The organism is Aeromonas sp. MdU4, from assembly GCF_041929505.1.
Classification (GTDB): domain Bacteria; phylum Pseudomonadota; class Gammaproteobacteria; order Enterobacterales; family Aeromonadaceae; genus Aeromonas.
This window is the reverse complement of record NZ_JBHFMW010000031.1, coordinates 3429-15835: the sequence shown is the minus strand read 5'-3', so window position 1 is coordinate 15835 and position 12407 is coordinate 3429. Positions and strand designations below refer to the sequence as shown.

Below are 12407 nucleotides of genomic sequence, written 5' to 3'. Positions count from 1 at the left end.
GCAAGCATTCTCCCCGGCCAAACCATTCAGCGATAGACATCTTCACGCGTCGTACAACGACGAACAGATATGTGATCTGGTTCAAGCTATTGATGCATACGAATCCAAAAACAATATTTTTGGTCGTTAATATTAAGTGATGAATTAATCGACGCTGAAATGATTCTAACGGAATGAGGTCTCTTTATGCTGCACAATTGGCTTGCCCGCTACACACTGCGTGCCTTTACCCTCTGGTGTGCCGCCCTGATTGTGCTCACCCTTGTTGTGACCAGCATGCTGGATCAACGGTTGAGCCATGAAATTGGAGCAACCTATGAAGAGAGCGCCCATCTCAATGAGACCCAGAACTTATTGCAGGATCTGCGCTACCACACGACCCAGATCCAGCAATTTTTGACCGATGCGTCCCTGACTGGCGATGAAGAGTCCCTCACCGCAGCTCGCCACCACTCTGATGCCGCACAAGCCCTGTTACCCGGTTTGGCCGAAGAGCAGCTGGATTTACACCAATTGTTGCAACAACAAATGGATGTTGGCCAGCAGATGGTCTCCGCCTATCAGCAGCAAGGGGCAGAAGCAGGCAACCATATCATGAAGGCCGAAGGACAAGGCTTTGACGACATCTCCGCAGCAATAGCCGAACAAATCGGCAAGGCAATGCAGGATCATGGACAAGAGTTGACTCGCGATCGGATGCTCACGCACACACTGCAAGCAAAGCTCGAGTTTCAAATGCTGGAGCTACGACTGTTAACTGGCCTACTGGTTTTGTCTATCTTGGCAATCTTGCTGCTAAAGGTGCTGATCCCACTCAAGCGCCTCGATCGCGATTTCGAAAAACTGGCTCATGGCAGCAAGGATCTTACTTTCCGTCTGCCAGTAATAGGGCAAGACGAATTTTCCCGACTATCAGTCACCTTTAATCGATTCATCAGCAATGTGGATCATATCATTGGAACCGTACAAGGCGTGGCTGAGCATAACAACCGAAAGATCAGCGATCTTAAGGAACAGACCCAGCTTACCCGGTCAGATATGGTGCAGGTTCAGACCAATACCGATATGTTGGCCACCGCCATCAACCAGATGACCAGTACGGTACAAGAGATAGCCCGCAACACCGAAGAGGCCAGGATGGAAACAGAGCAGGCCCAACGCGAGGCTGTCACCGGGCAGGGACGAGTCGAAGAAGCCGTCTCGCGGATCAGCAAGATGGCGAATGGGTTGGAGCAGGCGGCCTCCACGATCAATCGGTTGGAGCAAGAGAGCAACCAGATTGGCGAGATCGTCAATGCTATCCGCTCCATTTCTGAGCAAACCAACCTGCTGGCGCTTAACGCAGCGATTGAGGCAGCCCGCGCAGGCGAACAGGGACGTGGTTTTGCTGTCGTTGCTGACGAGGTGCGGACATTGGCGAGTCGCACTCAGAAAGCGACGGTGGAGATCCAGCACAAGATCGAGCAGTTGCAAAAGCGTACCGGCGAAGCGGCAAATACCATGCAAGAGACCACCCGCCAAAGTGAACAAGCCGTAGCACAAGCCGACGAAGCGGGACATGCCTTGCACGCGATTGTTTCTGCTGTCGAGAGCATTACCGGCCTAAATACCCAGATTGCGGCGGCAGCCGAACAACAATCCCAGGTAGCTGAAGAGACCAACCGCAGCGTCGTAGCCGTCGCGGACATCGCCCACCATACGATGACACAGACCGAACAAAGTGCCCGCAATACCAGAGAAGTGGGCTTTGGCAGCGAAGAGATCAGACTGCTAAGCAGCCAGTTCGAGGTCAGTCACCGTACCGAGCACGCGAAAAGCGAGGATATTGTTCACTGGAGCGAAGCCTTCAGCGTGCAAGTCGCCGAAATAGATCGTCAACATATCGGGCTATTTGATGCCATGAACCATCTTTACCATGCGATCCAGGATGGTCGTAGCGGTGAACAGGTGAAACAACGACTGGAGCGATTGGTTGAGTTGGCCAAGCAACACCTGCTGGACGAGGAAGCTCTGCTGGAGAAAGCCAGTTACAGCCAACTTGCCGCCCATAAAGAGGTACACGTCAAGTTACTGCAGGATCTGGACCACCATCTCACCCGTTTTACCCGCGGCGAGCCAGATGCCGACCTCAATATCGTCATGTTCCTCAAAAGCTGGCTGATCGATCATATATTCCGGGTCGACAAGTATTATGTGACCGAGTTGAATGCCGCCGGGATCCGCTGAGCGTCCCAACAATCTAAATCAGTTGCGGCGGCACCAGACAGTCGGCCTGGATGAAATGGGCGATGAGTTGACCACGAATGTGGTACCGAACACTGGAACAACAACGCATTGGCATTGTTGCTGGAAACTTAACATCACACAAAACAAAAAGCCCAAGCAATTGAATTGCTTGGGCTTATCATTTGGCGGTGAGGGAGACCGCCTGAATTAAGTCCAGTCAAAACCAGTAACATCCTACATATCCAATTACAATCAACGCCTTACTGGCAGTATTGTCCAAAGCCGTCCGACTGCAAATGACTCTATCCCGTACTAAATGGCACAATAAATGGCATAGTACATGGCATGCCACATTCTCAAGGAATCTTCCCTATGGCACTTCTTACCGATACCAAAGCACGTAATCTCAAGCCGGGTGACAAAGCGGTTGCACATGGTGGCGTAACAGGCCTTGCACTTCATCCATCAACGGCGAAAGGTCGTGGCAACTGGGTGCTTCGTTATGTCAGCCCAGTGACCGGCAAACGCAGAAATGCGGGGCTTGGTTCTTACCCCGAGATATCCATCGTCGATGCCACCAAGCAAGGACAGAAGATGCGAGAGCAACTCGCCAATGGTCTTGACCCACTCGAACTCAAACGTGCTGAAGAGAGCAAACCCTCTATCCCAACTTTCGAGGCTGCTGCTCGAGAAGTTCACTCCAAACTGCTGCCTGGATGGAAAAACCCCAAACATGGCAAACAGTGGATCTCGACGCTCGAGCAGTATGCATTCCCCATGATTGGCCAGTACTCAATCTCTGCCATCACTCCTGCGCAGATCGCTGAGGTCTTAATGCCGATCTGGTTGGAGATCCCTGAAACTGCCAGCCGTGTGAAACAGCGGCTGCATGCGGTCATGGCTTGGGCCTGGGCGCACGGTCACTGCCAAGCAAACCCGGTCGATGTGGTAAATCACTTACTCCCACTACAACCCAGTAAAGCCGTTCGTACCGAACATCAACCTGCCATGCCCTGGCGTGACATTCCAGCCTTTGTTCAGCAGCATCTGAGGAGAACACAACGATACGATGTTACTCGCTTAATGCTGGAGTTCTTGATCCTGACGGCTTGCCGTTCAGGTGAAGTCAGGGCAATGAAATGGTCAGAGGTCGATCTGGAAGCAAAGATCTGGACCTTGCCTGCGGAGCGAATGAAGGCCAAGCAAATGCATCGCGTCCCGTTATCTCTTCGAGCCATCGAGATCCTGATGGGATTTCAGGGGTTGCATGATGAATTAGTCTTCCCTTCACCACGCGATCAAGTCCCCCTATCAGATATGGTACTAACGACATTTTTGCGACGGGTAAAAGCACCGAGCTCTACTCCTGGCCGTCTGGCAACGGCACATGGCTTTCGTTCCAGCTTTCGCGACTGGTGCAGCGAGCAGGGCTATGCGCGGGATCTTGCTGAACGAGCATTAGCTCACACAGTGCAGAACAAGGTAGAAGCTGCATACCACCGCACTGACTTGCTAGACCAACGTCGGCCCATGATGGATGCGTGGGCTGAGTTTGTATCCGGTAATTCACCAACTAAATAGGAAAGAAGCGGCCTTGGTGGGCCGCTTCCTTCCTATGTTCTTTTTTTAGCTTTTCTTAGCCGTTGATGACATCTTGCCAAACCAGTGCTCAGAGAGTTTCTGCGCTTGTTTGACTTCCGGTTTGGTCATTTCTGCTTCCAACTCGTCACGGGCCTTCACCGCCTCCGGCATCCCTTCTGTGGCAGCCAATGAGAGCCAGGCATAGGCATGTATCCGGTTGCGCGGAGCCCCCAGGCCTTCCTCTCGCAGTGTTCCCATCCGGTATTGGGCCTGGCGGTCACCTTGCTGGGCCGCTAGGCGATACTGCTTGAGAGCCAGCGCGTAATCTTCTTTGCCACCTTGTCCCAGACGCAGCATTTCACCGTAGGTGTACTGGGCGAGAATGTGTCCTTGTTGGGCGGCCTTGGCATAACTGGCTCTGGCCTGCGCCAGTTCACCTTGCTTATGCTGTAGCTCCGCCAGCTCGAACAACGCCTTGGGTACTCCACCGTTAGCTGCCTTCTCTAACCAGTAGACCTGCTGCTCGCGGTCCACCTGCTGCAAACTCAGTTGGTACTCGGCTTCATGGGAGCCGTGCCCAGCAGCCAGCTCCAGCCAGTAACGTCCCAAAGCGGGCTCGGCTGATACCTGCTCCCCGGCCAGATACGCCATGCCAAGCCAGAGCTCAGCCTCGGCAGAGCCCGCTGTGGCAGCACGCTGATAGGCAGCGAAAGCATTGGTGGTGGCGGCCTGTTTGGCTTGCTGTAGCAAAGCGTCCGGTTGCTGCTGGGCGGCGGCTCTATCGTTCCAGCGCAGAGCGAGATCTGGTCGTTTGACTACCCCTTTACCTTGCGCATATCGCTCACCCAGCAGGGACTGGGCATCTCGGTTACCCAGTTCTGCGGACCGCTCAAGCCACTTGATGGCGTCCGTATCTGCCCCCGGTTGTTTGCTGTACCACCGGGCCAGGAACAACTGAGCGTCGGCATGATCCCGCTTGGCAGCCTGCTCGAACCAATCGAGGCATTCATTCACCAGTTCGCCTTGATGCTGCTCTTGGCACATCAACCCCAGTCTGTAGCTGGCTTGGGTGTTGCCAAAGCGCGCTGAACGCTGCCACCACTGAGTAGCGAGTGCCGGATTTTTGGGTTCACCGAGCCCGGCCTGGTACCAGTCACCCACTTGCCACGCGGCGCTGGCGCGGATTTGCTGATCGGCGGCCAAAGGGCCAGACTGCTCAGCGGCCTGCTGCATCCAGTGCATGGCATTGGGGTAATCGGGTTGGCTGGCCAGACGTTTGGCCAACTCATATTGGGCGCGGCCATCCCCCTGCTTTGCGGCTTGGGATAACTCGGTGTCAGTACGTGGGGTCGTGGAAGCACAGGCTGCAAGCATGCTAGCTGCCAGTGCCAGCCATAAGACTCGATATGTCATGAGAAATTCTTCGCTGAGTGAAAAAGTGACGAATGAGGTACTGCTGCATTGCGTGCTAATCCGTTATGCTACGCAGCCACCTGATGGGCATACAGCTGATGCGGCGCCTTCCCTGGCCATTAGCCTTGCCTGTCAGGTGGTTTGCTGCAGGTGATCCTGATAGACCTTCTGCCACTTGGTATGCTCAACCTTATCGCCTCTAGCCTGCCAGAAAGCACAGATGCTCTGTGCCAATTCTGCGGCCATGGCATGGTCGTTATCACGACGACAAATCAGATACTGGGCCAGCCAGTTTTGGTACTGCTTCATTGATACCTCTTAAACCGCAATCCAAATCAATTGACCGGATCTGTATCCGTCTTGGGCTGGGCAGCCCGGTAGGCATCCATGATGGGAGCCCATGCTTCACCGGTAGGGATCGGATATTTCTGGTAAAGTGTCCCAAATTGCTCAGTGAATTCATCAATCCCATACTGCCGATTAAGCGGCATTTTTTTATCATACCAATCGTCAGTCACTTCATGGGCCATACCACTAGCAATCAGCACATCTGGCAGCGGATCAGGGCTCTCCAAGAACACCTCCACATACCCGCCGGGGGCGAGCCCTAACGCGATGTAGTTACGTTGGGCAATTCGATCACCTTTGAGGCGGTAACGCTGCGCCATCTGCTTGCCCAAATCCTTGGGGAGCTCTAGCGTAATACCGTACCGCTTTTTGTCGTGATACGACACCCATTCGATCTCCACCTTGTCAGGCACCGGCTGGCCGTAAAAACTCCTGCCTTTTCCTACAAACCAGCGATAGCTCTTGTCTTTTAAAAGCCGCTCGCTCACGGCAGACACGGTACCATTACTCGACTCATGGGTTCTCACTCCTTCCCGAGAATACAGGGCTCGGGTATGCCAGATCTCATCCGCATTAGAGCCAACGCTGTAGCTCCAATCCATCTTGGTTGGGCCGTTGTCTTGGCAGGCCATCAGCCCGAGCAACAGTAACGGTAGTAATAACCAGCGTCTCATTTACCCCCCTCCAAGTTACTGATCATGCGGCGAGCTTCTTGCCCTTTGATACGATTTACCCCGTTAACAATCCCATCATCCGCACTGTGGTGCAGGTACTCAAAGCGCAAGTATCGATAGACATCATCCGGGAGCTGTTGACTCAAATCTTTGGCCACCCCAGCCTCGCTACCTGCATTAACCCAATGCTCATCCAGCTTGCTCAAATCAACCCGTGACCGCATCGGGGCGCCGCTCTCCAGCATCAAGTCTCTGTTGTCTGCTTTCCACTCCTGAACCGGCACCCCAGCCGCCCGTGCGGCTTCCACCATGATGTGTAGGGGTATACGGGAATACTCACCTTCAACGACCCGATTGATCAGCACCGTAACACTCACTTCCAACGGTCTTTTCCAGCCAAACTCAGGACGGTTTAACGTGCGAACTCGCAAATTGAGTTTCCCTTTCACTGGGTCACTAGCTGGAGAAGGTAACACCGTCACCCCGTTGCCCCAGCCTTGGCTCAGTTTTGCTTGGGCATAATCCATGGCACGTTGGTAAGCCACGCTTTGTTCTGGGCGAGTTCCTGCTGGTTCCATACTCTGAAACAGCTTGATAGCCTTTTGCTCTGTCAGAGCCGGACCGCTATTAGGGTTACGTAAGCTCCAGCGGCTGTAATAACCGCCACCAATATCCGAATGGCAACCTGGCAGCGCCAGTTCGGTGAAGTTGGACGCAATCTTTTTGCCCTCCACGTCATTAGTGATCCGGGTCAGGGCAAAGAAGTAACGCCACTCATCCTTGGCCGTCAGGTGCACAACGCGCTCCGCACAATCCGGCGCTAGCGTGACGCTACGCGCCTCCAGCAACGACGAGCACACCGTATCGAACAGTCCGACAAACTTGATCCGGCAATCCTCCCGGCTGGCCCAGTCAAAACCCGCTTTCAGCCGAATGCTGGTCTCTTTGGCAACGGCTTCAACCAACGGGTGATCGGCCTGCTGGTCGAGGGTGTTCACAAACTGCCGCGCCGCAGATGCACCCCGGCTAAACCCGAACACGTCAAATTCGAGCTTGTGGATACAACCCAGCGCTGGTAGAACATCCTTCAATATCCTTTTGATTTCATTAACAATTTTATCACGACAGGCAAGCGTCACCTTGCCGTAACTGGATGTAGCCCCCCCATCCATGCCTTGCCCGATAAGCGTGGAATCCCCCTGTCCCGACTCCGTACCGATCCCGTCGATATACACAGGAACGGTTAATCTTCCTTGTTGCGGCAACTGGTACAAGTCATAAGCCTTGCCTATATTAGTCACGTCATTCGCCTGACTGGTATCGCTGAACGATACCTCCCCAGCCATGCACTGCTGACGCATCCGCTCTTGCTCCAGCGGATCGCTACATTGAGCCAGAAAGGCCTCAAGCGCCGATTTACCCTCTTCATGCTTGGTGGTGTTGTTGGAGGTGCCATCAAAGAACACCCCGATACGCAGGATATTAAGCTGATATCCCTTCACCTCAATCACGTAGGAGTGCTCGGTGATAAAGCGCGGCGGCTGGGCTTGCCCGGCTTTGTGTCCTTCCGGTAGCGGCTGTTCGGGGTCAGTAAGGCAAAGGTCGCCGGTGGTCACCTTGACGAGCTCGCGCTTCACATCTTCGTGCCCAAAGAGTTTGTCGGTATAAGCGGGAACCTGGCTGGTTTCGCCCTCTTTCAGGGCTTCACGGGACTGAGCAGCTTTGAGCCAGAGTTGGGTCTCCAGCTTGACGGTCACCGGCCCCACGGCAAAGCCTTGTACCAGGGTTGGACCATCTTTCAGGGTCACGGTTTTGCTGGTGCCGGTGGCATCAGTCAACGTGGCCTTAAGCCCTTGGAATGACTGGTTGTGCTCATCACGGACATCTATTTCAATCCAGCAGTTGTTCTTCTCACAGGGGATGCAGTGGGCGCTGATAGCCATTACACAGCTCCTATCAAATCAGGGTGTTTGTTCAGCCAGTTATTCACCTGAGCCATTTCGTCATCGGTCAGCATCAACGGCTCACTGATGGCATCCAGCGCCATGCTTGCCTGTAACGTGAACGCGCCAGCTACCACGCCATCAAGGACGTCGCCTGTCAGCCCTGCTTGATTGGCTTGCTTGAGGACAGTGGTAATGGCGGCTTCCGGATTGGGATGTCGCGTCATCATCTCCTCCATGCGTTGCCAGAAGTGGCGAGAGAGGATGTAGGCGTGACGGCTTTCGTCATACAGTGGCGTCAAGTGGTGAGGCTGAATGCGAAACCAAGGGGCTTGGCGAGGGGTAAATTCGGCATCAGGCGTGCGTTGCCACACACTGTCGGCGGCCCAGAGACTTGAGCAGGGCCCCAGTACATCATCAACCTCCTGCTGACTCATGGTGGCCAGTATCTTGGGAAAGACCCGATTATCGGCATAGCGCAGCCACATCACTTCGCCTTCAAAGGCCACCTCTATCAGGCTTTGCCAGTGCTGCAGGACGACATCGATAGCGGCATCGCTCGCGACATATACGCCACCCAACTGTGGGTGAGCAGCGATAAACTCGGGAGTCGGAGATGGGAATAGCCAAGGACCTTGTTCTGCTTGGTCTGCAAACGCAGTGCCGGCAAACAAGGGGATAGCGTTGATACCGCCTAGGTTGCAGTAGTCCGCCACCGCAGTGGTATCAAGCGCGGCATCGACAATGGCAAACAACTGGCCGGGGTGTTGGCTACGCCACTCTTGAAAGGTCATGCCTTACCTCCTTGGGCGAAGGGACAGGGTTTCACCAGCGGGGCCATAGACTCCATGCTCTTTTGAATGGCGCTCGCAGGGATAGTGGCAGGTGGTGCGGGTGGTACCTGGACTGCGCCAGGCAAGCTAGGCATCTGACCTGCCCACCCAGAGCCTGCTCCCGGCCCCCCCCCGGAGTTCATCTTGATGCTGGAACCGACCAGGGTCACGCCGCTTGGGTCAACCTTCACAAAGCTACCGCCGACCTTGAGGGTCAGCTCGGAGCCTGCCTCCAGCACAATCTTGTTACCGGCCTTGATGTGGACCTCTTGGTCTGCTTCAACCAGCAGCGACTGTCCCAACTTCTGGTGAAGTGATGTGTCTACCGTGAGGGAAAAGTCGCCCCTGATGTGGTCGCGCTTCTCCCCTTCAACCGTCAGGTGGTCGTTGGCCTTGATGCGGGTGACCCGCTCATTGTCGATATCCCGATGCTCGTCATGCTTGATGTGCCATGCTGCATCGTTCTCGATGAGTACGTTCAGGTCTTTCTGACCGTGGATATAAATCTCTTCCTGACCTGCCTGGTCTTCGAAACGCAGCTCGTTGAAGCCTTCACCCTGGTGGGTTTCGGTGCGCAGCACGGTACGGGTCTTGTTGGCGGGTAGCTCGTAGGGTGGCCGGTTGGTGGCGTGGTAGGTGCGACCCGTCACGATAGGCTGGTCGGGGTCGCCTTCCAAGAACTCGACAATGACCTCGTGGCCAATGCGAGGGATGGCCATCATGCCATATTGGCCACCGGCCCAGCCTTGACTCACCCGCACCCAGCAGGAGCTCTGGTCGTTGGCGTTGCCATATCTGTCCCACGGGAATTGCAGCTTCACCCGGCCATGTTCGTCGCAATAAATCTCCTCGCCCTCTGGGCCCACCACGATGGCGATTTGCGGGCCATCCACCATCGGCTTGTAGGGCGCCTCGGGGCTGCCGATGCGGGCGCGCCAGGTTGTGCTCGCCTTCACCACGCCAAATTCGTTGTGGTAAACGGTCGGGCCGCAGCCCCCCTCCTCTTCCAGCGCCTGCGGTTGCTCACCGGTGTGGCGGATATGGACGATTTGCCAGTCGGTGTTGAGGCTGCCATTCGGATGTTCGGTGAGTGAGAAGTGCAGACCCGGCAACAAGGCGGCACTGTTGGACTTGCCACTGCCCGCCACCGCGTCATTGCGCAGGGCATCGAGCCGGTGTTGGGCAAATGCCTTGCCGCTACCGTCCTGCTTGTAGCGGCCCGGGTAGTCGAAGTGTTGGTAGGTATCTCGTTGATGCTCGAGCTCGGCGCCCATCTTCTTGTGGGAGAGGCCATAGGCCGGCGTCTTGAAGCTGTAGTCCTTGAGCTCCACATCCGAGGGGCGCACCGCCTCGCGGTAGTGGAACTGGCGCACATAGGGGCCTTGTTCCAGTGAACGGTTGCCGAGGTTGAAGAAGAGCTCGGGGCCGGCGGTCAGGGCCGCCGCATCGTCGGCAAACACAATGCGGTGTTTGCCTTGCTCGAATTCGTGGAAATAGAAGAGCCCCTCTTCGGCAGCCAGGCGGTTCACGAAATCAAGGTCTGTTTCGCGGTACTGGACGCAGTATTCGCGCTGGGCATGCTCGTTTTTCAGGGCAAAGGCGTAGTCGGTGATGCCGTGTTCTTGCAGCAGGATGCTGAGGATTTCATCGGGCTTTTGCGCCTGGAATATGCGAGAGTTCTGGCGCAGACCCAACCGCCACAGGGCGGGTTTCACCTCAATGCTGTAACGGGTACGGCGAAAGCCGCTGTCCCCTTGGGCAAACTCGCTCACCACCCCGCACACCCGGCGTTGCAGCTCGCCGTTGTACCACACCATCAGCTCACACGGCTGGTCCAGCACGGCGCCAAAATCGATATCTGATTGCTGACTGGCAACCTCGAGGTGAAGGTTAAACAGGCTGTTCAGCCCCTCATCCAGCTTGAAGCTGGCAACCACAAAGGTGCTGTCAGCCAGAGCACCAACCTTGACGGTGAATTGTAATCCTGTGCTTTGCGCCATGACCTTGCTCCTTATCCTGCTTACCCACTGCCCGAACCAATCACCACGCCACCACAATCCACCGTTGTACCCGTGACAGCGATAGGCTTACCGTTCACCAATACCGAACCCACACCTCCAGCAATGCTGCGTGGGTGCTCCGGGTTGTTCGGCTTGTCGTGCGGCGCTAACGGGTCACCTTGACGGGCCACAGGTTTACCATCGAGGAAAACATCAGGGCTGGCCGCTGTCACCGGGGTCGGTGGGAAGCCATCGTGGTCGGTGCCGGTGTCACCGAGCAGTGCAATGGAGGGACACATAACTCAAACCTCTTGTGTGCTTTGCCATCACTCCGCCCCGAGCCTCAGAACAGGGGGATGGCAAAACATAAAAGCCCCAGCCTGGGGCATAATTCAGGCTGGGGAAACGTCTACGTGCTACGGATACGGAATCACGTGGACAAGCACTTCTTAGAACTAAAACAAAGAAAGGAAAAGGTGATGTTACGCCTCGATGGGCGCACGCCAGTCGTCAGCACCGGAAGTACCGGCAACGGTGTGCTCCCAGTCAATCTTGCGGTAAGCCATGGAGACCTGGATAAGCTGGGTGAAGTCAGACTTCGCCGGGTCCTGGCAGTGCGGCATCTGGCAGTCGATGTCAACGATGGTGGCATCGGTCAGCACGGTAGAGAAGAAGTGCTCCTGCTTGCCCTCAACAGAGGTGCGGTACCACTTCAGGGTCACTTTCGGCAGCATTTCACCGGAAGCCAGCGCGTTGTACATCAGCGGTACGGCTTTGTTCAACGCTACAGTGAACTTGAACGGCTTATGGACACGCTGACCGGCAGGCTGACCGGATTGCGGGTCGGTCGGGACGGTTACTTGGTGATTGAACTCTTGTACCAGCATCTCGTCTTCGTGACCTTGTACGAAGATGTTGCCGACGGAATCGGAAGTGAAGGCACCGGCAGTGATGTTGCCCTGGGTTTTACCTTCGATGCTGATATAACATGGGGTTGGCATGGGTATGCTCCTAAATAGGTTGGTTAAACGAGATAGCACTCGACCAACCTATAGCAGCGACCATGCCAATCCTCCTGCATTGTTATTTATCAATAACTTAACCAAATAGCGCGGCTGCTGCTGCCCAATGCTGAGCAATATTTCGCTCAAATTAATTGCATACACTATAAATTGTTGATGGACTAGTTCCTTTCACTGCAACTCGCGCAATATGTTGCTCCACTCAGCATTATTAACTGATCTCACTGATATTTCCTACTTCTGCTGCACCGATATTCAGACGTATCAATCCCTGCTTGAGAGCACAAGAGATCACCTGACTCTTACGGCCCGCACCCAACTTGTCGGCTATACGTTCCAGGGGCGTTGTTGCCCAAATCAGCCAGCA

10 protein-coding genes are annotated in these 12407 nt (G+C 55.1%); 2 read left to right on the top strand and 8 right to left on the bottom strand.

The features are described from left to right. The first annotated feature begins 186 nt into the window (after window positions 1–186). Together ACE1BR_RS18540 and ACE1BR_RS18535 are read left to right on the top strand one after the other, a co-directional pair. On the top strand, window positions 187–2226 hold the full coding sequence (locus tag ACE1BR_RS18540; RefSeq protein ID WP_374872888.1) for a bacteriohemerythrin: 2040 nt from the start codon (window positions 187–189) through the stop codon (window positions 2224–2226). A gap of 372 nt (window positions 2227–2598) precedes the next feature. Next, the gene (locus ACE1BR_RS18535) at window positions 2599–3807 is read left to right on the top strand and encodes a tyrosine-type recombinase/integrase (RefSeq protein WP_374872886.1); all 1209 of its coding nucleotides are present in this window, start codon (window positions 2599–2601) and stop codon (window positions 3805–3807) included. Window positions 3808–3852: 45 nt separating this feature from the next. Here ACE1BR_RS18535 and ACE1BR_RS18530 read toward each other — a convergent pair whose 3' ends face one another. From ACE1BR_RS18530 to hcp1, 8 genes are all read right to left on the bottom strand, one after another. Next, window positions 3853–5220, bottom strand: a complete 1368-nt coding sequence (locus ACE1BR_RS18530; RefSeq protein WP_374872884.1) for a tetratricopeptide repeat protein — start codon at window positions 5218–5220, stop codon at window positions 3853–3855. Between the two features lie 132 nt (window positions 5221–5352). Beyond that, on the bottom strand, window positions 5353–5529 hold the full coding sequence (locus tag ACE1BR_RS18525; protein WP_080722321.1) for a hypothetical protein: 177 nt from the start codon (window positions 5527–5529) through the stop codon (window positions 5353–5355). 26 nt (window positions 5530–5555) lie between these two features. Next, entirely contained in the window at window positions 5556–6242 is a 687-nt protein-coding gene (locus ACE1BR_RS18520) for a DUF2931 family protein (protein WP_374872882.1), read from the bottom strand. Further along, window positions 6239–8185 carry a T6SS phospholipase effector Tle1-like catalytic domain-containing protein gene (locus ACE1BR_RS18515; protein WP_374872880.1) on the bottom strand — a complete coding sequence of 649 codons (1947 nt, stop codon included), beginning with the start codon at window positions 8183–8185 and terminating at the stop codon, window positions 6239–6241. The genes ACE1BR_RS18520 and ACE1BR_RS18515 overlap by 4 nt, the downstream gene beginning before the upstream one ends. Then, window positions 8185–8979 (bottom strand): DUF4123 domain-containing protein, encoded by a 795-nt coding sequence (locus ACE1BR_RS18510; protein ID WP_374872878.1) that lies wholly within the window; start codon window positions 8977–8979, stop codon window positions 8185–8187. Before ACE1BR_RS18510 ends, ACE1BR_RS18515 begins: the two co-directional genes overlap by 1 nt. Continuing rightward, window positions 8976–11018 carry a type VI secretion system tip protein VgrG gene (locus ACE1BR_RS18505; protein ID WP_374872876.1) on the bottom strand — a complete coding sequence of 681 codons (2043 nt, stop codon included), beginning with the start codon at window positions 11016–11018 and terminating at the stop codon, window positions 8976–8978. Before ACE1BR_RS18505 ends, ACE1BR_RS18510 begins: the two co-directional genes overlap by 4 nt. A 20-nt stretch (window positions 11019–11038) precedes the next feature. Continuing rightward, window positions 11039–11317 (bottom strand): type VI secretion system PAAR protein, encoded by a 279-nt coding sequence (locus ACE1BR_RS18500; RefSeq protein WP_374872874.1) that lies wholly within the window; start codon window positions 11315–11317, stop codon window positions 11039–11041. Window positions 11318–11500: 183 nt separating this feature from the next. Then, the gene (gene hcp1 / locus ACE1BR_RS18495) at window positions 11501–12019 is read right to left on the bottom strand and encodes a type VI secretion system effector Hcp1 (RefSeq protein ID WP_005359949.1); all 519 of its coding nucleotides are present in this window, start codon (window positions 12017–12019) and stop codon (window positions 11501–11503) included. Between the last annotated feature and the right edge of the window lie 388 nt (window positions 12020–12407).